Origin of the sequence: Flavobacterium palustre, assembly GCF_014639535.1 — a bacterium.
Taxonomy (GTDB): Bacteria; Bacteroidota; Bacteroidia; order Flavobacteriales; family Flavobacteriaceae; genus Flavobacterium; species Flavobacterium palustre.
This window is the reverse complement of the sequence record NZ_BMGA01000005.1, coordinates 23,233-46,901: the sequence shown is the minus strand read 5'-3', so window position 1 is coordinate 46,901 and position 23,669 is coordinate 23,233. Positions and strand designations below refer to the sequence as shown.

Sequence of the window (23,669 nt, the reverse complement as noted above, 5' to 3'; positions counted from 1 at the left end):
CTGTTCTATGAGCTGGTCAACTGATGAATGTGCTTCCTTTTATGAAAATAGAAATTTCACTATGCAATGGTGTGTGATTTCTGAAAGTCTTAGAAATTCGGTTCACGACAAAGGAGCTCATGGTTATGGGGGTATTTGGGGCGGATTGAAAGCTTCATTCCATCATAATTTAATAGCACATCACGACAGCAGGAACCCAAGATTAGGTGAATATGCTGCACGTACAGTACCATTGGAAGGTTTATTGGATATTCGTAATAATGTTATTTATAATTGGGGTGGTAACAGCTGTTACGGCGGAGATGCTATGAATGTGAATTTGGTAAATAATTATTGGAAACCGGGGCCCGGAACCTCTAATTCTACAAAAGAACGTATTTTATCTACGGGTAGGAATTTAGATCCAACACATCCTCTTTGCGGAATTTGGGGTAAATTCTTTGTTGATGGCAATTTTGTTAACGGATCGACTCGTGCTACTCAGGATAACTGGACTTATGGTGTTTACAATCAGTTTCATGGTAGCCAGCTTCCGGTGAGTGATGCTGATAAATTAGCAATGCGAATTAATGCACCGCACGCACCGGGAGAAATTACTACTCACAGTGCCACAAAAGCCTATGAACTGGTTTTAGATTATGTAGGAGCCAGTTTGTATAGAGATGCCGTTGATAAACGTGCTGTTGATGATACCCGTTCTGGTGGTGCAACGATTATGAATGGAGGTAACGGAAGTACTAATGGATATATTGATACACCGGCGGCGGCGGGTGGATGGCCAGTTTTGCCTACAGCTGATGCTCCTGTTGATACTGACGGTGATGGAATGCCTGATAGTTGGGAAACTTCTAATAGTTTGAATCCAAATAATCCAATTGTAACTTCACCTACAACCTACACCATTTCATATCTCAACTTACCTAAATTAGTAATCAATCCTAATGCAAAAACAGTAACTATTGGTACAGCTTATCAGTTATTGGAACCACAATGCAGAGGTTATCGATTTATGGGATGGTATTCGGATGCGGCATATTCAGATGAAATTACCGGATTTAGTACTGCGCAATCGCAAAATACTTCGGTTTATGCACGTTGGAAAAAATTAGAGGCGTTTTATGCTTATCCATCGGTTGCTAAACATAGTGTGACTTTAAAATCATCGGTTGAAAATGATACGGTGAATATTGTCTCGGTAACAGGAGTTGTCGTGAAACAAGTTAATACCAGCAGTCTGGAGACAGAGATTTCGGTAAGTGATTTACCTGCTGGATATTATATGATTCAAAGTGCAAAATCCGGTTTGACTACCAAAATTATTATTAAATAAGTTGTAAGTAAGGGAGGTAAAACTCATAGGCTTTGCCTCCTGCTATTTACAAACTAAACAGTATAAAAAACATAATAATTATGAAATCGCCATTAACAACAAGTTTGCGTAAGCAAACACAGATAAATAAAAAGGCGATACCATATATGACCGCTAAAAAATAAAATTTACATATATGAAAACTATAATCAAATTATTTTCGCTGGTTTTTGTTAGTTTATTCATTTCATGTTCTAATGAAGAAGTTAATAATCAAAACACCGGTAATCAGGGTTTTCTTAAAATAGGAGATCAAACCGTTACTTTGTCTCAGGCTTATTTAGAAAATTATGGCAAAAAAGGGAATTCCTATAATATCGATTTTTCAGCCCGTTCCGAAACGCTTTCAGGAAACAGCAATGCTGCTGCTGTAGTTTATTTTGAATTGTTTTCTTCCCAAGAGAAGAAATTGGCCAAAGGAGATTACAGCCTCGGGGATTATTCTGCTTCAACTGCTAATACTTTTACCCAATGGGGAGAATCTTTATTGGGAGTAAACATTACTTCTACCGATAAAGGTTTAATGGTTGCCAATGGTATTAGTATTCAGCCCACAGCAGGGGTTTTTACTGTAACTGAAAATGCTAAAACGTACAAAGTGAATTTCTCGGGTAAAGGTACAGCAAGTAATTATGCTAATGGTAAGTTAACATCAACTCAGGAGAATGTTGATTTTTCTATGGAATATAATGGTAGTGTTGAACAATACAACAGTACTGAATTTACAGCTAAAAAGGCAAATTCAAAAGAACGTATGCAAAAGTTACATACTGTTGTTTTGAATTAATTAATATCAATTTTTTGAATGCAAAAAAAATCCCGTCACTTTATTGAGACGGGATTTTTGTTATTTAGATACTTGCAAACAAGTTTTCCATTTTTTCTTTTTCTTCTTCAGCTAAGCTGCTGTCAACCAAAATTCTTCCTGAATGCTCATCAATAATGATTTTTTTTCTGGAAGCAATTTCAACCTGAGTTTGAGGTGGAATTGTAAAGAATGATCCGGCAGAAGCACCTCTTTCAATAGAAACAACAGCTAAACCATTGCGTACACTAGAACGAATTCGGTGGTAAGCGGCTAATAATCTTTCTTCAATTTGATCTTGAAATTCAGCCGATTTTTGAGTTAAAAATTCTTCTTCCTTAGCAGTTTCTGCCATGATGTCGTTTAACTCTAATTTTTTATGCTTTAAGTGATTTGATTTTAACTCTAATTTTTCTTTAGATTGAGCAATAATCTCTTTCTTGTGTTCGATAGAAGCCTTCATTTCTTTCACCTGTTTTTCGGCTAATTGAATTTCAAGTTCCTGGAATTCAATTTCTTTAGTTAAAGAGTTGAATTCACGGTTATTACGAACGCTTTCTTGTTGTTTAGTATATTTTTTGATGGTCTCTTTGTGCTCATCAATACTATTCTTTTTTGCTTTAATTTGCTCTTCGATTACTTCAAGCTCAGCTTTCAGTTTTTCAGAACGTGTGCTTAAACCAGCAACTTCATCTTCTAAATCTTCCACTTCAAGAGGAAGTTCCCCTCTCACGTTTCTAATTTCGTCAATTCTAGAGTCAATTAATTGTAAATCGTAGATGGCTCTTAACTTGTCCTCAACACTTAGTTCTTTCGTATTAGTCATATTCTATAAGTACTTAACTGGATTTGTATTTTCTTCTGATAAAATGATGGCAAAATTAAGGATTTTTTTCCTAAGAAAATCAACAATATAATTTTTTGTATAGCGTTCACTCTCAAAATGTCCAATATCGGCTAAAAGTAAGCTGTTTTCGGCTTCATAAAACTGATGATACTTTAAATCGGCAGTCAAAAAAGCGTCAGCTCCGGCCTGAATGGCATTTTTTATAGCAAAACTGCCTGAACCTCCCAATACAGCAACTTTTTTGATGGATTTCCCTAAAAAAGCAGAATGACGAATGCCGTCGGCCTGCATTTTATCTTTTACCATTGCTAAAAAGTTTTTTTCATCCATCGGATTTTCCAATTCGCCAATCATTCCTAAACCAATATTTTGATGTGTATTTTGCAAATCGTAAATTTCATAAGCCACTTCTTCATATACATGATTTTTGAAAAGGGCTTTTAGGATTTTGGATTCCAAATATTTTTCGAAAGTAACTTCGATTTTGATTTCTTCATTCTCAACAAATTCAAAGCGTTCTCCTATTTCGGGATTACTGTCTTCGTTACCCATATAAGTTCCGATTCCTTTAGAATTGAAACTGCAATCTTCATAATTACCTATTTTTCCTGCTCCTGCATCAAATAAGGCGTTGCGTAGTTTTTCGGCATTTTCAGGAATGGTATAGGTAACTAATTTTCGAATGAAATTCGGTTTCGGAATCAATACTCTGGTTTTTGTTAGTCCCAGTGCATCACAAAATATTTTGTTCACTCCTTCTTTATGATTGTCCAGGGCAGTGTGCACGGCATAAATGGCAATGTCGTTTTTGATAGCTTTGAGTATCGAACGTTCCACATAATTTTTGCCTGTTATTTTCTTTAAACCCGAAAATAAAATAGGATGGAAGCAAACTACCAAATTGCAATTCTTGTCAATGGCTTCTTCAATAACATTTTCTAAAGCATCATGACATACTAAAACGCCAGTGGCTTCGGTGTTTTGGTCGCCAACTAATAAACCGACATTGTCAAAATCCTCAGCATAAGCCAGTGGAGCCATTTCTTCGAGGACAGAAAGAATTTCTTTTATTTTCATGATTTTTATTTTTAGCCGCTAATAGACAAATGTTAAGCAGAATAATTGAGATATAATTATCAAAAACGAATTATATTCAATGGGTGTTTTTAAGATTAATACATCCAAATATAGGGATAAAGTAGGGTTTTAAAAAAAATCAGAGAATTTAATTAGTGTATTGGTGGCTTATCTTTTTATATTTGTTTTATGAATTTACTTCGAAAAATACTTTTTCCTTTTGCTATTTTATATGGATTGGTAACTGCCATCCGGAATTTTCTTTTTGATAAAGGAATTTTAAAATCCTATGCTTTTGATTTACCAATAATTGCGGTTGGAAATTTATCGGTAGGAGGAACAGGAAAAACCCCTCAGATTGAATATTTAATTCGTTTGCTTTCTACAAAATACAGAGTAGCTACTCTAAGTCGTGGTTATAAAAGAAAATCAGAAGGTTTTGTTTTGGCTGATGCCAATGTGAATGCCGAAATTTTAGGCGATGAACCTTTTCAGTTTTTTCAAAAATTCCCAAATATTCAGGTTGCCGTTGATGCCAATAGAAAGAATGGAATCGAACAATTGCTTTCTAAAAATCCAAAACCAGAAGTGATTTTGCTGGATGATGCGTACCAGCATCGAAAAGTAAAAGCGGGATTTTATATTTTACTGACCGCTTATGGCGATATCTATGCCGATGATTTTATGTTGCCAACGGGAAATTTGAGAGAAAGCAGAAGCGGAGCTCAAAGAGCTGATGTGGTGGTGGTTACTAAATGTCCGCCAGGTCTTTCAGGAGCTGAGCAACTTTTGATAAAAAATAAATTAAAATTAGCCGAAAATCAGCAGTTGTATTTTAGTTATATAGCTTATGATGACTGTATTTATTCAGAAAATAACAAAATTGAGTTAAGCGAAATCAAGGAAGAACAAAAACTGCTTTTAGCAGGAATAGCTAAGCCGGAACCTTTCTTTTCTTATTTGAAAAATACAAATGATGTTTGTTTAACTTTTCCGGATCATCATCATTTTTCAGAAAATGATATTCAGGAAATTATTATCAAAGCCCAGGAATCCATTATTATTACTACCGAAAAAGATTATGTAAGATTGAAAGGAAGTTTGCCGGAAGAGCAACTTTTTTACTTACCCATACAGAGTTCATTTCTTTCAGGAGCAAATCAATTTGATAAAACAATAAAAAAATATGTGGGAGCTAGTACAGGAAACAGTTAGTTTTATAAAAGCGAAAACCAATTTTACTCCGGAATACGGCGTGATTTTAGGTTCAGGATTAGGAAATTTTACCGCTGATATTCAAATAGAATATTCTTTGCCTTATGCCGAAATTCCTAATTTTCCGGTTTCCACAGTTCAGGGACATGAAGGTGCTTTGGTTTTTGGTACTATTGGAGGTAAAAAAATAGTGGCTATGCAAGGACGTTTTCATTATTATGAAGGTTATTCGATGCAGGAAGTGACTTTTCCGGTGCGTGTAATGAAATATTTAGGTGTTCAGAAATTGATTGTTTCTAATGCTTCCGGAGGAGTGAATCCAAACTATAAAGTAGGTGATATTGTATTAATCAACGATCATATTAATTTGGTTCCCGAACATCCTTTGCGCGGAAAAAATGATGAACGTTTTGGTCCAAGATTTGTCAATATGAGTGAGCCTTATTCGAAAAAGATGATTGCTCGGGTAAAAGAAATAGCGATAAGGAATAGTATTGAAGTCAAAGACGGTATTTATTTGGGCTTGCAGGGACCTACATTTGAAACTTTGGCTGAATATAAAATGGTGAAAATTCTGGGCGCTGATTGCGTTGGTATGTCAACAGTTCCTGAAGTTATTGTGGCGCGACACATGGATTTAGAGACTTTTGGGATTTCAGTTATTACTGATATGGGTGATGAAAACAGCATTGAAACAATTTCGCACGATGAGGTTTTGGAAGCTGCCCGAAATGCCGAACCGAAAGTTCGAAAATTAATTAAAGAACTGATTTTAGCGTATTAGTTTTCGAGGTATTTAGACAAGAGATTGTAAAAGTCTTTAGGAATAAAAGGTTTGGTTATCACGTCGTTCATTCCAAAAGAAAGCAGCATTTCTCTGTTTTCATTCAACGAAATAGCCGTCATGGCAATAATAGGTGTTGCCGAATTGAATTTTCTGATTTCCTGAGTAGCAATAGTTCCGTTTATTCCGGGTAAATGCACGTCCATAAGAACTAAATCGTAGTTGTTGCTTTTTAGAGCTTTAATTGCGTCTTCGCCATTGTCAATTACTTCGCAAAGAATTTCCTTGTTTTCGAGCATTTTTTTGGTAATCATTTGGTTGATGGCATTGTCTTCCACCACTAAAATGTTCTTGCCTTTTATTTTGGATAAATCAAAACTGATTTCTTTTTTGGGCTCAATTGCCGTGAAATTATTGTTTACAGCTAAGGCTAATTCGAATGAAAAACAAGAACCTTCTCCCAGCTGGCTTTCCAGTTGAATGTCACTGCCTAATAAGTTTAAAAGTTTTTTCACAATAGTTAAACCCAGACCTGTTCCGCCGTATTTTCGGTTAATTTCAATTGAACCTTGAGAAAAACTTTCAAAAACACTGTCCAGTTTTTCAGGAGGAATCCCAATTCCGGTATCAATTATTTCAAAATGGACCATGGCGGTTTGTTCTTGTAATTCCTGTAATTTGGCCACAATAGATACTTTTCCGTTTTTAGTGAATTTAAGTGCGTTATTGATTAAATTCATAAAAATTTGAGACAGTTTGATAGGGTCTCCCATTAAATGATTAGGAATCTTAGGGTCGATGTCCAGTATGAAGGCATTTTTATTTTTTGTAGCAACTTCTATTAAAGAGTTTTTAATGTCTTCCAGTAATTGTTTCAAATTAAAATTGATGTGTTCTAATTCGACTTTATTCGAATCTATTTTATTGATTTCTAAAATATCATTAATAAAAGCAGTGAGGTAATTCCCGGAATACTGTAAGGAATTCAGGTAGTGTAACTGTGATTTTTTAGGTTTTTCTTCTAATAAAAGATGCGTAATTCCGTTAATTGCATTGAGCGGTGTTCTTAATTCATGACTTACTGTCGATAAGAAATCGGCTCTTGCATTGGATGCTTTTTCGGCTTTTTCTTTGGCTTTTATCAGTTCGTTGTTTTTTTCTTTTAATAAAAGATTTGATTTTTTTCGAATGATATTATTTCGATATAAAGAAAAACTTAGCATGGATAAAATAGCGATTAATGCAATAGAGAGATAATTGATTAATCGGGAGAATCTTTCGGTTTTTTCCTGTTCTTTTTTCTTTTTGGCAATAAGTGCCAAATGGTGTTTTCTTTGGTTTTCTTTGAAAGTTTCGTAGTCGTTAATTCCTAATTTTTCATTATTAGAAATGGCGATACTTTCTTTTAAATTCAGATGTAATTTTAAAAAAGAATAAGCATTGCTTTTGTCCAGCATTTTATCATAAACAAGACTTATGGCAAGAAGAATGTTTGATTTTTGTGTTAAGTTTTGATTTTTAGCATTTAAGTCTAAGGCTTTGTTGAAATAATTTAAAGCCAGATTATTTCGATTGTTTTCGGCTTCAATTAATCCCATTTGGTACAAAGCTTCGGCCTTAGTGTCTAAAATTTCGGGTTTATCCGGCTTGGAAATAATACTATTGAGTATAGCGGCGGCAATGACCTGTTTTTGGGTAGCTCTGTATATAATCGCCTTTTGAAGATTGATTAAATGATCATTGTCTTTAATTTGTAAAGCTTTTGATAACGCAATGGTCTTCTCGTTATAGGTTTTAGCTGCTTTAAAATTATTGTTTTTAATGTAAGCCAGTGCCAGATAATAATTAGCCTGAGCATATTCGGGCGATGGGCTTAGGGTTTTAAAAAGCTGAATACTTTCAGTGAGTTTATCAATAGCATCGACATATTTTTCCAAACTGTAGTACAGATGACCTAATTTGGCAAGTTGTATGGCTTCCTCTTTAGTTTTTGAATGTTCCTGAGCGTAATTAATTGCTTTTTGAGTGTATAAAAAAACGTCCTTGTAGTTGTTTGTTTTAATATTGGTATAGGCTAAACTATTGTAATAGCTAATACTGTCTGTTTCTCCATTTTGAGAATACAGAAGTGAATTAAATAAAATAACGAAAATCAGGTAGAATTTGATTTGTAATTTCATTCAGTACATTAGTTTTTTGTCAAAAGTATTAAATCGATCAAACGCGATGAATATCCAATTTCATTGTCATACCAGCCTACTACTTTTACCATTTTATCAATAACCGAAGTAAGTTGCGCATCAAATAAACAGGAGTTTTTATTTCCTAAAATATCTACTGATACAATTGGATCTTCTGTGTAATCCAGAATTCCTTTTAGTTCATTTAGCGAAGCCTGTTTAAATGCTTCGTTGATTTCTTGTATTGATACCGCTTTTTTTACATTAAAAGTAATATCAGTCAATGAGCCGTCCGGAACAGGAACACGAATACCACATCCGCCAATTTTGCCCTCTAAGATAGGGAAAATTTTTGTCAATGCTTTAGCAGCTCCGGTTGTTGTAGGGACAATGGATTGACTGGCTCCACGGGCTCTTCTTAAGTCCTTGTGTGGCTGGTCGTGCAAACTTTGATCGGTTGTAAAAGAGTGAATGGTAGTGATGTATGCCTGCTCAATTCCGCAAAGTTCATCGATTATTTTAATCATTGGAGCGGCATTGTTAGTCGTACAACTCGCATTTGAAATAATTTTTTCAGTACCGTCCAAAATATGTTGGTTAACACCCAAAACCACTGTTTTGATAGTGTCAACTTCTGAAGGTGCCGAAAGAATTACTTTTTTTGCACCCGCAATAATGTGTTTGTTTAAATCTTCGTGTGTTTTGTATTTCCCTGTGGATTCAATAACAAAATCAATGTTTAGATCTTTCCAGTTTAGATTTGAAATGTTTTTTTCGTGGAAAAATAAAAAATGCGTTCCTTCAATAGAAAAGCCTTTTTCGTCAGCAATGACTGTTTGAGGCAAAACACCGTGAATGCTATCGTATTTTATCAAATGTGCCATGGTTTGAGTATCGGCAATATCATTGATGGCAACCACTTCTATTTCAGGATGATTTAAAAGTAGTCGAAACAGATTTCGGCCAATTCGACCAAAACCATTGATGGCAATTCTTGTTTTCAAATTTTATGTAAACCTTAGGGAATTATAGAATGTGTTTTTGTGCTTTGTAAGAGGAACGAACTAATGGGCCGCTTTCAACATGGCGGAAACCTAATTCCAAACCAAATTGTTCGTATCGGGCAAATTGTTCCGGCGTGATGAATTCTTTAACGGGTAAGTGTTTTTTAGTAGGTTGCAAATATTGACCTATAGTAACTACATCCACATTGGCAGCACGTAAGTCTCTCATGGTTTGGAAAACTTCTTCTTCTTCTTCACCAAGACCCAACATGATTCCTGATTTGGTTCTGTTGATTCCTTTTTCTTTTAAGTAACGCAATACTTCTAAACTACGGTCGTATTTAGCCTGAATACGTACTTCACGCGTTAAACGGCGAACAGTTTCCATGTTGTGTGATACCACTTCAGGATTGGCTTCCACAATTCGGTCAATGTTTCTTTCGATTCCCTGAAAGTCCGGAATTAGGGTTTCAAGAGTGGTATTTGGGTTCATTCGGCGAATAGCTCTTACGGTTTCCATCCAAATGATAGAGCCACCGTCTTTTAAATCGTCACGATCCACACTGGTAATTACCGCATGTTTAATGTTCATGATTTTAATAGAACGGGCTACTTTTTCAGGTTCATCCCAGTCCACTGTTTCCGGACGACCTGTTTTTACACCACAAAAACCACAGGAACGCGTACAGGTGTTCCCTAAAATCATAAAGGTTGCAGTACCTTCGCCCCAGCATTCGCCCATATTAGGACAACTTCCCGAAGTACAAATGGTATTCAAGCTGTATTTGTCAACTAAGCCACGAAGTTCCGTATATTTTTTACCAATAGGTAATTTTACTTTCAGCCATTTTGGTTTAGCTACGCTCTGTTCGGCTACGCCTTGGGTTGCAACTGGTGCAGTAGTATCTAAAGCAGTTTCCATAAATCAATTTTAAGGCTACAAATATACGGAATGTTGATTTAAAAAGAGCTGTTTTAAATGGTGAAGCTTTTGGATGGATTTGTTATAAAATAATAGGTCTGTCCGCTAAGCGGATTCAGTTATTAAAAGCGAAACAGATTTTATTAAAAACTGATTATGTAAATTTTAGTCTTAAATATGGTCTTAAATTAAAATAGCTAAAGAAAATTGCCACCGATTGAAAAGGATTATCACTGAATAGCATCTGTGTCAGTCTTTTAAATCGGTGGCAACTTGAAAAGTTTTACTCTTATCGAAGATTCGTTTTAATCAATTTTGATTGTGATGGGTAAGTTGTAAGCGGTTCTTACGGGTTTAGAATGCAGCATTCCCGGAGTCCATTTGGTTTTCATCGATTGTAAAACTCTAATGGTTTCTTTTTCTAAAAGAGCTCCCGGTTTGTTGATTACTTTAATGTTACTCATGCTTCCGTCTTTTTCCACTACAAAAGAAACAAAAATGCGGATGTTTCCGTCTGTATCCACAGTTGGGCTGTTGAAATGATTGACAATATAACGGTAAAATTTTTCTATTCCTCCCGGAAATTGTGGTTTGCTGTCTAAGATTTCGGTGCTGAGAACCTCGTTTCCATTAGTGTTTAAGGTTTCAGTTCCGTTGCCGATTCCTGTTCCGTTTTCAACACCGGTTCCTATAGCAGTACCAGAGCCTGTAATGGCTGTTCCCTGAGTAGGAGTGTCAACAGGATTGTTTCTTTCTAAAGAGAATTCAGTATTCGTAGCCAGTGTTGCACTTACAACGGTTGGGTTTATAAGTTGTTTAACATCTGTTTTGTCAACATCTGCTTGCTGTTGTAGTTCAGGAAGCGGTGCCGCTGCTGCTTTTTCTCTGTTTTGTTCCGAATAAATATCCGTTAATTCAATTACGGTTTCAGTATTTATCGGAATTGTCGAATCAGTAACTTCATTTGGATCAATAAGGTTTACTATTTTGGGCAGAATTGCCAGTGCGGTACACAGCAAAATCCCGATACAAAGGGCATGAAAAGAAGTTTTGGTTGTTTCCTGACGCAATTGAAAAGCGCCATACTCTTTGTTTCTGTTTTCGAAAACAAGGTTGATCCAGTTGTTTTCATAAAGGCTTAGTCTTGACATAATGTATAGATTTAATGGTTAAAGGTTCTGTTAAATCGTATGCGTATGTGGTATTTTTATTTAGAAAGGATTAAGATAGTGAAATTATATGTAATTTCTGTAGTCTTTTTGAAAATAATTTTGAATAATTATAAAATAGTTATTTGGTGGTTTTGAATATGAGATTTGTTCTTTGATGAATTGCGTTGTAAACGCTCTATTTTATAAAAAACGAAAAGGCTATCCGTGAAGACAGCCTTTCTTTTTTATACAATAATCGAAACATTTAATTTATTTCTATATCCTTTGAGGATTTCAAATGATATTATTTTGATTTTACAAAAACTACAGCAGGTTCTTTGCCGTTTAGTTCGATTTCTTCTGTTTCTTCTTCTTTATTTGAAACTGCAAATTTTACAGCTAAAACAATAACTCCTGTAATTAGAATGATGATTCCTAATATGTAAAAAGCATTGGTGTAATCAATTAAATCTTTAGTTTGAGATACGCCGCTTTCATCAATTACATCTTTAGAAAATTTAACGGCTTTAGCTTTGAATAAGAAAGCAATCAACATGGCTCCAATGTTTCCTCCTGCACCTACAATTCCGGCAACACTTCCTACTGCTTTTGGATTTACGAAAGGAACTAAACTATAAGTAGCACCGTTAGCCATTTTTAAGCTCATTCCAAATAGGAACATTAAAAAGATAGCAACTCCTAAGTGATCAGTCATACCAAAGAAAATAATTCCGATACCTTCAATAACAAGCAGCAAGGCAAGTAATAAATTTTTACCTGAAAAACCATAACTTTTACCTACTTTGTCAGCAACGATACCTCCTAATGGTCTGGCAAAAAGATTGATTAATCCAAAAAGACCAGCACAAAGTCCTGCTGTTGCTAAACTGGCACCAAAAGTATCTGTAAAATATATCGGAGCAAAATTATCAATAGTGATTTCAACACCAAAACAAGCAGCATAAGCAATAGTCAAAACCCAGGTACGGTAATCTTTAACAGCCAGCATAAAGGTGTTTTCTTTAGTCTCATTTTCGATTCCAAGTTCTTTGTAATTACCATTTGGTAAATCTTTCGTGTATTTGAAATAAATAAAAGCAAAAACCAATAACAATATTCCGGGAATAATCATAGCATATCTCCAGCTGTCTTCGGGAGTACATACTCCTAAACCTACGAATCCTGCTGCAATAAGAGGCATCATAATATTAGCTAAACCGGCACCTGCATTTCCAAAACCACCTGCTGTAGCATTGGCTGTTCCTTTAATAGACGGAGCAAACATTACCGAAGTATGAAATTGTGTAATTACAAAAGAAGCACCAATAACACCGATAGCCAATCTGAAAAGAAGGAAACTTTCATAAGATTGTGAAGTACCAATTAATAAGACCGGTACCGAACAAATGATTAATAACCAGGTATAAGTTAATCTTGGACCAAATTTATCGACTAATCGACCAATTAATAAACGGGCAATGATAGTTGCAGATACAGCTGCAATTTGAATGTTACCCAATTGGTCTTTTGTTAGGTGCAATTGTTCTTTAGCCAATGGCATAAGTGATGCCATACCGAACCATGCAAAAAAGGAAAAGAAAAAAGTTAACCAGGTAATGTGGAAGGTACGCATTTGAACTCCTTTACCACTAAAAATGTTTAAACTTGAAAGCGGTTGATTTGTTGAAATTGAACTCATTTTTAAAGAATTTAATTGTTTTTTATTTCGTCTCGTTTTGTTTCTTTTTTTAAGTAGTAAGCTTACGTCTAAGCTTTTTTACTTATTTACAAGGCAAAATTAATTGCATTATTTTGATTAAAAGTTGCGAAAACGCAGTTTTAAAAAAATAATTAAGTATTTCTACGTAAGTATTTCGTCTAAGTAGATTTTGGAAGACTTCGTAAGTATAAAAAAATCCACAGTTTACAAGGGGTGTAAGGCTGTGGATGAGAAAATTGGAGATGATTAGAAAATTTTCTAAGTACTGAGAATATTTTTTAATTTTTTTTGGTATTTGTGCGAAAAAAACTTTTTTATAACTGTTTAACCATTAAGAGGATAAGAAAAATTAAGGTTTTTGTTCTTGTTGCAAACGAGAATAAGAGGGGATAGTTCAATAGCGTCTGGCTTTAGCCAGATGATGGAATTGATACAATAGTTGGCTTTAGCCAAAATCAATATATTTAGGCTAAAGCCAATTTAGATTTCTATTTTCTAAACGGGCTAAAGCCCGTTCCAATTCATTTTACCGCAATCTTGTCATTGCGAGTTCCGATTGCTATCGGAACGAAGCAATCTCATCCAGTAATTCCACAAAGTATTTGCTTGTGTTATTGGCTCATTGTTGCGGGCACAGAATGCAATTCTGCTAACGTTTGTGTGTATATCCGAGCGGTCGGGATTCTTGCGGCAGCGTGGGGCTAACCGGGCGGTTGGGTCATTATCATACTATTATAGAACCAAAAAAAGGCGCAATGGTACTAAAAACATCCTGTAGCGTACTTAAAAAGTACCTTAAGGTACTTAAAACGTCCATTAGCGGAGTTAAAAAAGACGTTATAGTACTAAAAAGAGTCCTATAGCATACTTAAAAAAGACTATTAGATACTTTTTTGGTTTGTGTATAGAACCTTTTTGGTTCGTTTTAGGGATAAAAAAGCCCCATTTATTCAATGAGGCTGGAAATAGTAGTTGTATTTTACTGTATAGATATTAGTGGTCGGTAGCGAGGAACTGGCGAAGCAATCTTATTTGGTTATTCCAAAAAGTATTTTATGTATAGGATTTGCTCATTGTTGTGGGCACAGAATGCAATTCTGCGCTAACGTTTAGGTATATCTTAGCGGTCGGGTTTAGATGCCGTTTTTATCGATTTTTGATACGAAGGCTGTCCAATCCATTTTTCTAGTATTTCTTTTTTCTCCAATTTCTTGAATTGCATTCAAACCTGAAAACATAGAGTCTTTGACTACAGTAAGTATAGTATTTGATAAACTCGTTGCTAAAGTTGCATCCTTATGTTTGTCAATGAGTAGTTGATTTCGATAATTATTAAATTCAGTTTCTATTTTCGGAACCAATTCTTGCGCATCTTCAATTTTCGAATTGGATATTATTTTGTTCCGAAAGTCTACCAAATAATTGTTTTCTCTAATCTGTTCGATGTTTTGTAATACGGGGCCGACTGGCGTTTGCGAGACAGGAATTCTTTTCACAGTTATGGCTTGAGATGTAATAATTTGATTTAATGTATTATATTTTGGATTAATATAACTACTATTAAATCTATTTGTAATTAGTTCTAAATTAGGAACATATAAATAATCACAAATTACGTTATCCAAAGCTAACAAATCAATTCTAAATGAATTTCCTGAAATGTCGTTTCCAAATATTTCGATATTGTGACTATGATTATCTAAGGGTAATCCAGATCCTGTTTTTTTGCCATATACTTGTCTAACAATATTTCCATAGTTAGAAATTTCGGCACTAGTTATGAATGATTTAGATGTATCCATTATCTCGTTCAAATAAGGATAATGTAGTACGAACTCTTCGAATTTTTTATTTGTGAAATCTGATAAAATTTGTTGTACAATCGTTTGATAAGTTGAATCATCATCAAGAAATTTTACATAATTTTCGTTCCGAAGATTAACTGGGCATAGCGCCCGAGTTATAAACCAGAGTTCATCATATAGTGTCAATAGTCCTTGTGGAGATTCCAGTATTGGATTCCATCTCCAAGGCTCATTAAAATATTGACGGTCATGGTCATAAAAATATGCAGTTGGGCTACTAAAACCGATTAATGCTTTTCTCATGTGTATTTCTTTAAAATGGCATCTAACTAGTTTATACACGCATAAACCAAACTAGTTATATCTTTTATCGGTATGTAATGCGCATATTTTTTTAATTATTGCTGCGTATTATTTCTAATTACAAACACAAATATAAAAACTTTTCTTACTTGTAAAAGAAAGTCATACTAAATCTTAATGTCTTAATGGTTTAAAAAAATATTACCTACGATTATTGATAATCTCAGCCAGTAATTTCTTAGCTCTTAGGAGTTTTACTTTGACGTTGTTGAGAGGTTCGTCAATTTTGTTGGCTATTTCCTGATAGCTCATTTCCTGAAAATAACGCAGCTGGATTACTTCCTGATAATGCGGTTTCAGTTCTTTGATGTATTGCAGTAATTGCGAGAGGTTTTGCTCGGTAATCAGTTCGTCTTCTTTAGACGGAGTGGTATCGGCAATGTTGTAAGCTTTCTGGTCTTCCTGTTCGGTAATTTCCACAAAAAGGCTGGATTTTCTTTTGCGAAGCATATCGATATACACATTTTTAGCAATCGAAATTAACCAGGTGTTGAACTGAAATTCAGGATTGTAAGTGGCAATTTTGTCAAAAGCTTTTGAAAAAGTTTCAATGGTAATATCTTCGGCATTGGTTTCGTTTTCGGTGCGTTTGAGCATGAAACCGTAAACTTCACTCCAATAATGATTCAATAGAAAAGTAAAGGCCGTTTGGTCTCCTTGTTTGGCTTTTTCTATTTGCGTTTTTATTTCCAATTGACCGGTTTTGAAAAAATATTAGTGATAAAAACATTGATTTGAGTAAAAACAAGCGCTAATTCTACGAATGGAAACCAAAATTTAATGTCTTTTTCTTTTAATTTTCCCGCAGCGATACCAATGGTTACCCAGGCACACAAATAGCGAAAACCAACCAGACTCAAAACTAAAATCCATTGAAATTGGAAAGCTAATAAAACAGTCGCTAAAACGATAAATAACAATTGAGAAGCATAAAACAGTCCCAATTGCATTTTGTCAAAAGTTTTATAATGTTTAGCAGTAGCTACATGTCGTCTTTTTTGGGTAAACCAATCTTTGAATGTTTTCTTCGGTTCAGAATAGGTAAAACTTTCCGGAGAATAAGCCACTGTGGTATTACCGCCATTTGCAGCTTCGTTAATGAACAAATCATCATCACCGGAACGCACCTGAATGTGATTGATAAAACCATTTACCCTGAAAAATTCTTCTTTTTTGTAAGCCAAATTGCGACCAACGCCCATGTAAGGATGTCCCAGTTTAGCCCATGAAAAATATTGCACTGCGGTTAGCAAAGTTTCAAAACGAATGACTTTATTCAGGAACGAATTGGCTATTTTTTCATAGCCTCCGTAGCCTAAAACAATCGTTTTGTGTAAGGTAAATTGCGAACTCATAGCGGTTATCCAGTCTTTTGATGTTGGGTAACAATCGGCATCGGTAAATAGCAAATATTCTTTTTTAGCGGCTTTGATTCCCAAGGTTAAAGCGTATTTTTTATTGCCCCAAAAGGCTTCGTTGTTTTGTACTTTAACGAGACGAATGTTAGAATATTGTTTTTCGAAGGCTTCAAATAATTCTAAGGTATTATCACTCGAAGCATCGTCGATTAAAACGATTTCAAAATCAGGGTAGTTTTGCTCGGCTAATAGCGGAACATATTTGGCTACATTTTCTTCTTCGTTTTTGGCGCAAACGATAACAGAAATTGGAATTCTTTTGGGTGTTATTTTTTGTGCTTTGGCGAAAGCAAATTTCCCAAAAACACCTAAATAATACACAATTTGAATAACAACTATAACAATAAAAAAGTAAAGAATCGGTATAAGCATCTGAGTTTAAAGATTGTTTAATCCCCATCCCGAAGCCTCAGGAAAGGACAGTGCAAAGGTATAAATAGAATTAGGATTTGAAAATGATACAATATGAATTTTAAAGAAAATTTTCTGTCTAATTTTTGATTTTAAATGATGTTTACTTCGGCTTCAATTTGGATTCCAAAGGTTTCAAAAACAGTTTGTTGTACTTTTTTAGAAACTTCCAGAATTTCCTGTCCCGTTGCATTGCCATAATTCACTATAACCAAGGCTTGGTTTTTATGAACTCCTGCATCGCCAAAGCGTTTACCTTTAAAACCAGCCTGTTCAATCAGCCAGCCCGCAGGAACTTTGACTTCTGTTGCCGAAACATCGTAGAATTTCATCTCAGGGAATTTTTGGTGGATTTTTTCAAAATCAACTTTCAAAACAATTGGATTTTTGAAAAAACTACCGCTATTTCCCAGTTCTTTTGGATCGGGTAATTTACTTTGTCTGATGGCAATTACAGCATTGCTTACGTCTTTTAATCCCGGATTTTCGATGCCTTTTTGAGTCAGTTCTCCTAAAATATCACCATATGAAGTGTTGATTTTATGATTGCGTTTTGTGAGTTTAAAAACTACCGAAGTAATGATGTATTGGTCTTTTACTTCATGTTTAAAAATACTTTCTCTGTATCCAAAATTGCATTCGGCATTGGTGAAAGTTTTCATTTCCTGAGTGGCAATATGGATGGCTTCGCAGGAAACAAATGTATCTTTGATTTCAGCACCATAAGCGCCAATGTTTTGTACCGGAGTTGTCCCCACATTCCCCGGAATCAGTGACATATTTTCCAATCCGCCAAAATTTTGATCAATATTCCAAAGTACAAATTTGTGCCAGTTTTCACCAGCCTGACCTTCAATCCAAACGAAATCATCGTCTTCTTTGATGATTTTTTTGCCTTTTAAATCAATATGAATCACTAAAGCCTCAATATCTTTTGTTAAAAGCATATTGCTGCCACCGCCCAAAATAAATTTCTTTTCGTTTTGGTGTTCTTTCAAAACCGTTTTCAATTCGGCTACGGAGTGAACCGCAACAAATTGTCTGGCTTTGGCTTCAATGCCAAAAGTATTGTAGTTTTTTAAAGAAAAATTGTGTAGAATTTCCATAAAAGAAAGTGCTTTTTAAGATTGAATTTGCGGTTCAAAAGTAAGAATTATAATTTTTGATTTTACCGCAAAGTCACAAAGTTTCTTTAAACCATTAAGAAATTTAAGAAAATTTAAAAAAGGACTGCTTAATGAAACTTAAATTTCTTAATGGTTTAATTTTTTGAAGTGTGTTCGTCAATTAATTCGTGGTATTTATCGGCGATGATTTTCATGTTGGTTTCGTAATTCATATGGTTTTCTATGAATTCGCGGTTGCTTAAAACCGCCTTATTTCGAATGTCCGGATTTTCAAAAGCCCAAATCAATTCCTCGGCAAGCATTTCAGCATCGTCAGTAGTAATTAATTGTCCGTTGTCACGATGGCGAATCCAACTTTGGTTTCCGGGAATGTCGCTTACCAAAGGATAACAACCGCAAGCCATGGCTTCAAATAAAGAGGCTGAAACGCCTTCGGTTACGGGCATGCTGATGTAAATATTGGATTGTTGTAATAATTTAGGAAGTTCGGTATTTGGAATTCTGCCCGTGAAAATGACTTTGTTTTCAATTTGCATTTTCTTTGCTAAATCTTTTAAAAAATCTAATTTTTTTCCATCGCCCACAATGGTTAAGGTAAAGTCGATTTTTCTTTGATTTAATAAGGAAAAAGCCTGTAGAATAACTTCGTGTCGGTATTCCGGCAATAGCGAACGAGTAACAATAGCCGAAATTTTATTTGAAAGGGCAGTGTTTTTATTTTCGAATACGTTTAAATCAATTCCTTTTGGTAATACTAAAACCTTTTCCATATCAACCCCTGAATTTTTCATGTGTTCCGCCATTACAGGACCCCAGGCATGGATAAGCGTGGCTTTTTTAAAGGCGTAATTTTGTAAAATCTTCTTTAGCGGAATCGTGATAGAATTTTCAGGCCATAGATCCGTTTTGCCTTGTTGGGCAATCGCTGAGGGTTTTAGTCCTGAAAGTGCTGCCAGAAATCCGTAACTGGTGGTTCTCTCGGCAATAATCATATCCGGTTTTTGCTGGCGAATGATTTTTCGAATAGCAATAGGAGCGAAGCCAAATTCCAGTGTTCTTTTTATTCTGTTTAAAAAAGTAGTATTGGGTGTTTGCAGTTCCCAGGTAATTAGCTCAAAATCGCCAAATTCCTTTAGACCATTCGTCCAGGTAATAGCATCGGCACGATAGGATTCTCCAAGGAAAAGTATTTTTCTTTTTTTCATCAATTATTTATTTGCCACAGATTAAAAAGATTTCCTTGAGTTTTCAAAAATGTTTAACCGCAAAGATTAAATGAAAGATTATTTATTGTCTTTTAAAACGCAAAGAACACAAAGTTTAGGGTACTTTGCGCAAACTTTGTGTTCTTAGCGGTTAAAAAAAGGTTCAGGATACTTACTAAAATTCGTCCGTTTCTAAAGCGCGATTCATGAATTCGTTCAGTGGTTTTAGAAGGATTAATTTTTGACTCATTTTAGCAACAAAGTCTTTTTCTAATACTTCTGAAATATCAATTTTTTGAACAGTTTCAAAACTTTTTAATTTTAAAAATTCAATGGCAGGATGATCTTTTTCGTAATCTCTGGGTGGACTTTTGAGTACGCTTTTTTCATTTCGGCTAAAATCGCCAAATTCTCTTTTAAAATTAGGTTCGTTCAAAATAGCTTCTAAGTCTTCGTAGAAAAACGCAATTTCTTTGCGTATTTTTTTCAATTGGTCCGGATCCGGCGAATAAAATCCTCCCGCTATAAAACTGGCTCCTCTCTCGATGTGAACGTAATATCCTGTGCGATTAGCATCTTTTAAACCGGAAGACAACCAAACGCCCAAATGGGATTTGTAAGGTGATTTATCCTTAGAAAATCGAATGTCCCTGTTGATTCTGAAAGTACAATTTTTAATTTCGAGCATTTCTAATGCAGGATCCATTGGTTTCATGGCATCGAGGAAATCACTCACTAACTGATGGTAGTCTTTTTTGAAAATCTCGTATCGTTTTTTATTGTCCTGAAACCATTCACGATTGTTATTGGCTCTTAAGTCGTCTAAAAATTGCAATGATTCTTTTGTAAGCATTAGGGGTGTTTTTTGATTGTTGTAGGGTTTTTATTTTGCTGTTTTGGCTTCGGCGCTCCATTTAAGGAAGCCTCCATCTAAATTATAGATTTTTTTGAATCCTAATGCTTCCAGTTTTTCGGATGCTTTTAAGCTTCGTTTACCACTTCGGCAATACACATAAACAGCTTTGTTTTTATCGAATTTCTCAGCATTTTTAACAAAGTTTTCTCCTTGCCAATCCACATTTACAGCATTCTCAATATGTCCTTCGGCAAATTCTGCCGGAGTACGAACATCCAGAATTTGTGGTTTTTTGTTTGTCTTTATTTCTTTTGCGAAAGCAGGAGCTTCAATGGTTTTGATGTTTTTTGAAGTTTGAGCTTGGCAGGAAAATAAAGTGAATAAGAAAAGTATTGAGAATAAGGTTTTGAATTTCATCACATTTGAATTTTAGATAGTATCAAAAATAGTTAAAACGACAGACTTTAATAGATTTAATAATAAAATTTTAACCGCAGATTACACAGATTATCACAGATTTTTTCTTTTTTCTTTACTAAAAAAACTTAGTGTCCCGATAGCTATCGGGATTGCGGTTTAAAAAAAAACTATAAGTTAAATATTTTATACGACTGATGCGTCAATTTTACAATAGCTTCGGTACGTTCAGGATGGGTATCTGAAATAAAAAGTTGCCCAAAAGTATCGGAGTTGACCATTTCGACAATTTTAGCAACGCGGGTTTCGTCCAGTTTGTCAAAAATATCATCAAATAATAAAATCGGTTTTACGCCACTTTGTTTCTTCAGGAATTCAAACTGAGCCAGTTTCAAGGCAATCAGGAATGATTTTTGTTGGCCTTGTGAACCAAATTTTTTAATGGGATGATTGTCGATTTCAAACGATAAATCGTCTTTGTGGATTCCCATACTGGTATAATGTAAGGCTCGGTCTTTGTTGATATTTTGCTGTAAAAGTGTCAATAAATCATTTTCAAATAAATGACTTTCATAGACTAATTGGACTGATTCCTGTGAATCTGTAATGGCGTGATGATGGGCGTTGAAAATCGGAATAAACTCAGCGATGAATTCTTTTCTTTTTTCGAAAATGTATTTCCCAAAATCGTTGAGTTGCTCATTATATATAGATAAGGTATCGTTGTCAAAAACATGATTAAGAGCAAAATATTTCAACAGGGCGTTGCGCTGACTCATTACTTTTTGGTACTGAATCAACTGTTGTAAATAATGTGAATCGAGTTGGGAAATAATGCTGTCAATAAACTTTCGGCGGGTTTCGCTGCCTTCGATAATTAAATCCCTGTCGGCCGGAGAAATAATTACGAGCGGAATAAAACCAATATGATCCGAGAATTTGTCGTAGGCTTTGCCGTTGCGTTTGAGTACTTTTTTTTGCCCTTTTTTTAAGCTGCAAACCAGTTGTTCGATTCGTTCATTTTTGATGAATTCGGCATCAATAACAAAAAACTCTTCGCCGTGTTTGATATTTTGAACCGCCAGCGGATTGAAGTAACTTTTTCCATAAGACAAATGGTAAATAGCGTCCAAAACATTGGTTTTTCCAATACCGTTTTTACCCACAAAACAGATTATTTTACCGTCAAATTCGAAACTGGCTTCCGAAAAATTTTTATAATTGAATAAGGAAATTTTTTTTAAATACATTTTGGTTGCTGCTGCTGTTGCCGTATTTGCTGTTTTTGCGTAGGTTTTAAAAGTGGCTGCAAATTATTGAAAAATATCGATATAAATGGCTTTTGAATTGGTTTCTGTCTCAAAAAAAATGTGGCTGAATTTGTTCTAATTCCAATAAAGTAAAAATATTTTCGATTTAGATATAAAAAATTGGTTTTTTTGCGTGGGTTTGAATAAAAATTTTATTTTTGCGGTTCACTAAATTATTTTTAAATGGCTACGTACAATAAAAGAGGATATAAAGCACCAAAAGAAAAAGAAGTAAAAGAGGCGGTAGAAGAAGTAGTAATTGACGAAAAAAACAGTACTACTGCTGAGGTTTTTTCTAAATTAGACGAAACTGCATCAAAAACGGAAGACTGGGTAGCTAAAAACCAAAAAATCATTATTGGTGTAGTAGGAGCTATTGCTTTACTAACTGTAGGGTATGTAGCTTATGAAAAATTTATAAGTGGGCCTAAAGAAGAAGAAGCGGCAAGCGAAATGTTTGTGGCACAACAAAATTTCCAACAAGCCAGTAGCGGTGTTGCCAGTGATTCATTGTATAAATTATCATTAAACGGTTCAGAAGGGAAATTTGGATTCGTTAAAATAGCTGACGAATATTCAGGAACTTCAGCAGGGAATTTAGCGAATTATTATGCAGGTATCGCTTATTTGAATACAGGTAAATTTGCTGAAGCAATTGAATATTTAGAAAAATTCAAATCGGATGATATTGTTTTAAGTGCTATGGCAAAAGGTGCTATCGGAGATGCTTATGCTGAGAAAAATCAACCAAAAGAAGCTTTGGATTATTATGTAAAAGCAGCGGAGTCTAATAAAAATGATTTCACTACGCCTCGTTTCTTGATGAAAGCCGGAAAAACAGCATTGGAGTTAGGGCAAAAAGAAGACGCTTTAAAATATTTTACAGAAATCAAAGAAAAATACGAAAATGCTCCGGAAGCAGCTTCAGTTGACGCTTTGATTGGTTTATCTGAATAATACAAAACAACATTTAAAAATTGGTGATTGCAGGGAATTAAATACTTGTAATCACCAATTTTTATTTATAATTTCAAAGTCTAAAAAAATAAATTTGATATGGCAACGATTAATAAAAATTTATCAGTTTACGATAAGAGTACACTTCCAAGCGCAAAAGATTTTCGTTTTGGGGTTGTAGTTTCAGAGTGGAATGACAATATAACAGAAGGTTTGTATAAAGGAGCGGAAGAAGCTTTTTTAGACAATGAAGTTCCGGCTGAAAATATCATCCGATGGAATGTTCCTGGGAGTTTTGAGTTGATTTATGGAGCAAAAAAAATGTTGCAAACTCAAAAGGTAGATGCTGTAATTGCTATAGGTTGTGTGATCCAGGGACAAACCAAGCATTTTGATTTTGTTTGCGAAGGTGTAACTCAGGGAATTAAAGATTTGAATGTGCAAACGGATATTCCGGTAATTTTTTGTGTGTTGACCGATAATACGATGCAGCAATCTATTGACAGAAGTGGCGGAATTCATGGAAATAAGGGAACTGAAGCAGCGATTGCGGCTATCAAAATGGCTTACATCCGTCAACAGGCTTCTTTGACTCATGATTATGTGCAGCAAAATTTGTTGACTTCGGGAGCAATTCAATTAGATGAAGGAACACCATTAGAATTAAAAGAGTAAGACTAAATAATTCAAAATGAAACCTATACTATTCTGACTAAATAGTATAGG

At 34.7% G+C, this 23,669-nt stretch carries 21 protein-coding genes; 6 read left to right on the top strand and 15 right to left on the bottom strand.

The annotated features are described in order from the left end of the window. The first annotated feature begins 7 nt into the window (after positions 1–7). Together IEV84_RS10650 and IEV84_RS10645 are read left to right on the top strand one after the other, a co-directional pair. Complete coding sequence (locus IEV84_RS10650) at positions 8–1,330, top strand: T9SS type A sorting domain-containing protein (RefSeq protein WP_188494275.1); 1,323 nt, start codon at positions 8–10, stop codon at positions 1,328–1,330. A 175-nt stretch (positions 1,331–1,505) separates the two neighbouring features. Next, positions 1,506–2,156 carry a hypothetical protein gene (locus tag IEV84_RS10645; RefSeq protein WP_188494274.1) on the top strand — a complete coding sequence of 217 codons (651 nt, stop codon included), beginning with the start codon at positions 1,506–1,508 and terminating at the stop codon, positions 2,154–2,156. A gap of 64 nt (positions 2,157–2,220) precedes the next feature. Here IEV84_RS10645 and IEV84_RS10640 read toward each other — a convergent pair whose 3' ends face one another. Together IEV84_RS10640 and IEV84_RS10635 are read right to left on the bottom strand one after the other, a co-directional pair. Next, positions 2,221–3,000, bottom strand: coding sequence for a zinc ribbon domain-containing protein (locus IEV84_RS10640; RefSeq protein WP_188494273.1), 780 nt, complete (start codon positions 2,998–3,000; stop codon positions 2,221–2,223). A 3-nt stretch (positions 3,001–3,003) separates the two neighbouring features. After that, a complete protein-coding gene (locus IEV84_RS10635) occupies positions 3,004–4,098 on the bottom strand; it encodes a Nif3-like dinuclear metal center hexameric protein (protein ID WP_188494272.1) in 1,095 nt (364 codons plus the stop codon). 189 nt (positions 4,099–4,287) lie between these two features. Between IEV84_RS10635 and lpxK the strand changes: the two genes are divergently transcribed. Both lpxK and IEV84_RS10625 read left to right on the top strand, forming a co-directional pair. Continuing rightward, positions 4,288–5,313, top strand: a complete 1,026-nt coding sequence (gene lpxK / locus IEV84_RS10630) for a tetraacyldisaccharide 4'-kinase (protein ID WP_188494271.1) — start codon at positions 4,288–4,290, stop codon at positions 5,311–5,313. Further along, complete coding sequence (locus IEV84_RS10625) at positions 5,285–6,097, top strand: purine-nucleoside phosphorylase (RefSeq protein WP_188494270.1); 813 nt, start codon at positions 5,285–5,287, stop codon at positions 6,095–6,097. The genes lpxK and IEV84_RS10625 overlap by 29 nt, the downstream gene beginning before the upstream one ends. Here IEV84_RS10625 and IEV84_RS10620 read toward each other — a convergent pair. The 13 genes from IEV84_RS10620 to recF all read right to left on the bottom strand — a co-directional run bounded on the left by IEV84_RS10620 (position 6,094) and on the right by recF (position 21,926). Then, positions 6,094–8,277: a tetratricopeptide repeat-containing hybrid sensor histidine kinase/response regulator gene (locus IEV84_RS10620; RefSeq protein WP_229732657.1), complete on the bottom strand. Its 2,184-nt coding sequence runs from the start codon at positions 8,275–8,277 to the stop codon at positions 6,094–6,096. The genes IEV84_RS10625 and IEV84_RS10620 overlap by 4 nt on opposite strands. 8 nt (positions 8,278–8,285) lie before the next feature. Further along, positions 8,286–9,281 carry a type I glyceraldehyde-3-phosphate dehydrogenase gene (gap, locus tag IEV84_RS10615; protein WP_188494269.1) on the bottom strand — a complete coding sequence of 332 codons (996 nt, stop codon included), beginning with the start codon at positions 9,279–9,281 and terminating at the stop codon, positions 8,286–8,288. Between the two features lie 22 nt (positions 9,282–9,303). After that, positions 9,304–10,203 carry a lipoyl synthase gene (gene lipA / locus IEV84_RS10610; protein ID WP_188494268.1) on the bottom strand — a complete coding sequence of 300 codons (900 nt, stop codon included), beginning with the start codon at positions 10,201–10,203 and terminating at the stop codon, positions 9,304–9,306. Positions 10,204–10,508: 305 nt separating this feature from the next. After that, on the bottom strand, positions 10,509–11,354 hold the full coding sequence (locus IEV84_RS10605) for an energy transducer TonB (RefSeq protein ID WP_188494267.1): 846 nt from the start codon (positions 11,352–11,354) through the stop codon (positions 10,509–10,511). Positions 11,355–11,658: 304 nt separating this feature from the next. After that, the gene (locus tag IEV84_RS10600) at positions 11,659–13,053 is read right to left on the bottom strand and encodes an MFS transporter (protein WP_188494266.1); all 1,395 of its coding nucleotides are present in this window, start codon (positions 13,051–13,053) and stop codon (positions 11,659–11,661) included. 1,154 nt (positions 13,054–14,207) lie between these two features. Then, positions 14,208–15,182, bottom strand: coding sequence for a hypothetical protein (locus IEV84_RS10595; RefSeq protein WP_188494265.1), 975 nt, complete (start codon positions 15,180–15,182; stop codon positions 14,208–14,210). 201 nt (positions 15,183–15,383) lie between these two features. Continuing rightward, positions 15,384–15,935 (bottom strand): RNA polymerase sigma factor, encoded by a 552-nt coding sequence (locus tag IEV84_RS10590; RefSeq protein ID WP_188494264.1) that lies wholly within the window; start codon positions 15,933–15,935, stop codon positions 15,384–15,386. Continuing rightward, positions 15,926–17,032 carry a glycosyltransferase gene (locus tag IEV84_RS10585; protein ID WP_188494263.1) on the bottom strand — a complete coding sequence of 369 codons (1,107 nt, stop codon included), beginning with the start codon at positions 17,030–17,032 and terminating at the stop codon, positions 15,926–15,928. The genes IEV84_RS10590 and IEV84_RS10585 overlap by 10 nt, the downstream gene beginning before the upstream one ends. Positions 17,033–17,163: 131 nt before the next feature. Continuing rightward, positions 17,164–18,177 carry a UDP-N-acetylmuramate dehydrogenase gene (murB, locus tag IEV84_RS10580; RefSeq protein ID WP_188494262.1) on the bottom strand — a complete coding sequence of 338 codons (1,014 nt, stop codon included), beginning with the start codon at positions 18,175–18,177 and terminating at the stop codon, positions 17,164–17,166. A 155-nt stretch (positions 18,178–18,332) separates the two neighbouring features. After that, positions 18,333–19,403 carry a glycosyltransferase family 4 protein gene (locus IEV84_RS10575; RefSeq protein WP_188494261.1) on the bottom strand — a complete coding sequence of 357 codons (1,071 nt, stop codon included), beginning with the start codon at positions 19,401–19,403 and terminating at the stop codon, positions 18,333–18,335. Between the two features lie 175 nt (positions 19,404–19,578). After that, a complete protein-coding gene (locus tag IEV84_RS10570) occupies positions 19,579–20,256 on the bottom strand; it encodes a DUF2461 domain-containing protein (RefSeq protein WP_188494260.1) in 678 nt (225 codons plus the stop codon). A gap of 30 nt (positions 20,257–20,286) precedes the next feature. After that, positions 20,287–20,676 (bottom strand): rhodanese-like domain-containing protein, encoded by a 390-nt coding sequence (locus IEV84_RS10565; RefSeq protein WP_188494259.1) that lies wholly within the window; start codon positions 20,674–20,676, stop codon positions 20,287–20,289. Positions 20,677–20,846: 170 nt separating this feature from the next. Next, complete coding sequence (recF, locus tag IEV84_RS10560) at positions 20,847–21,926, bottom strand: DNA replication/repair protein RecF (RefSeq protein WP_188494258.1); 1,080 nt, start codon at positions 21,924–21,926, stop codon at positions 20,847–20,849. Positions 21,927–22,169: 243 nt separating this feature from the next. On the opposite strand from recF, the gene IEV84_RS10555 reads away from it, so the two are divergent. Together IEV84_RS10555 and ribH are read left to right on the top strand one after the other, a co-directional pair. Further along, positions 22,170–22,943 (top strand): tetratricopeptide repeat protein, encoded by a 774-nt coding sequence (locus tag IEV84_RS10555; RefSeq protein ID WP_188494257.1) that lies wholly within the window; start codon positions 22,170–22,172, stop codon positions 22,941–22,943. Positions 22,944–23,042: 99 nt separating this feature from the next. Next, positions 23,043–23,618, top strand: a complete 576-nt coding sequence (ribH, locus tag IEV84_RS10550; RefSeq protein ID WP_188494256.1) for a 6,7-dimethyl-8-ribityllumazine synthase — start codon at positions 23,043–23,045, stop codon at positions 23,616–23,618. The last annotated feature ends 51 nt before the right edge of the window (positions 23,619–23,669 follow it).

Bases quoted from the DNA above. Each gene is read 5' to 3' on its own strand.
- IEV84_RS10650 (WP_188494275.1), top strand. From the start codon at position 8: ATGAGCTGGTCAACTGATGAATGTGCTTCCTTTTATGAAAATAGAAAT.
- IEV84_RS10645 (WP_188494274.1), top strand. From the start codon at position 1,506: ATGAAAACTATAATCAAATTATTTTCGCTGGTTTTTGTTAGTTTATTC.
- IEV84_RS10640 (WP_188494273.1), bottom strand. From the start codon at position 3,000: ATGACTAATACGAAAGAACTAAGTGTTGAGGACAAGTTAAGAGCCATC.
- IEV84_RS10635 (WP_188494272.1), bottom strand. From the start codon at position 4,098: ATGAAAATAAAAGAAATTCTTTCTGTCCTCGAAGAAATGGCTCCACTG.
- lpxK (WP_188494271.1), top strand. From the start codon at position 4,288: ATGAATTTACTTCGAAAAATACTTTTTCCTTTTGCTATTTTATATGGA.
- IEV84_RS10625 (WP_188494270.1), top strand. From the start codon at position 5,285: ATGTGGGAGCTAGTACAGGAAACAGTTAGTTTTATAAAAGCGAAAACC.
- IEV84_RS10620 (WP_229732657.1), bottom strand. From the start codon at position 8,277: ATGAAATTACAAATCAAATTCTACCTGATTTTCGTTATTTTATTTAAT.
- lipA (WP_188494268.1), bottom strand. From the start codon at position 10,203: ATGGAAACTGCTTTAGATACTACTGCACCAGTTGCAACCCAAGGCGTA.
- IEV84_RS10605 (WP_188494267.1), bottom strand. From the start codon at position 11,354: ATGTCAAGACTAAGCCTTTATGAAAACAACTGGATCAACCTTGTTTTC.
- IEV84_RS10600 (WP_188494266.1), bottom strand. From the start codon at position 13,053: ATGAGTTCAATTTCAACAAATCAACCGCTTTCAAGTTTAAACATTTTT.
- IEV84_RS10595 (WP_188494265.1), bottom strand. From the start codon at position 15,182: ATGAGAAAAGCATTAATCGGTTTTAGTAGCCCAACTGCATATTTTTAT.
- IEV84_RS10585 (WP_188494263.1), bottom strand. From the start codon at position 17,032: ATGCTTATACCGATTCTTTACTTTTTTATTGTTATAGTTGTTATTCAA.
- murB (WP_188494262.1), bottom strand. From the start codon at position 18,177: ATGGAAATTCTACACAATTTTTCTTTAAAAAACTACAATACTTTTGGC.
- IEV84_RS10575 (WP_188494261.1), bottom strand. From the start codon at position 19,403: ATGAAAAAAAGAAAAATACTTTTCCTTGGAGAATCCTATCGTGCCGAT.
- IEV84_RS10570 (WP_188494260.1), bottom strand. From the start codon at position 20,256: ATGCTTACAAAAGAATCATTGCAATTTTTAGACGACTTAAGAGCCAAT.
- IEV84_RS10565 (WP_188494259.1), bottom strand. From the start codon at position 20,676: ATGAAATTCAAAACCTTATTCTCAATACTTTTCTTATTCACTTTATTT.
- recF (WP_188494258.1), bottom strand. From the start codon at position 21,926: ATGTATTTAAAAAAAATTTCCTTATTCAATTATAAAAATTTTTCGGAA.
- IEV84_RS10555 (WP_188494257.1), top strand. From the start codon at position 22,170: ATGGCTACGTACAATAAAAGAGGATATAAAGCACCAAAAGAAAAAGAA.
- ribH (WP_188494256.1), top strand. From the start codon at position 23,043: ATGGCAACGATTAATAAAAATTTATCAGTTTACGATAAGAGTACACTT.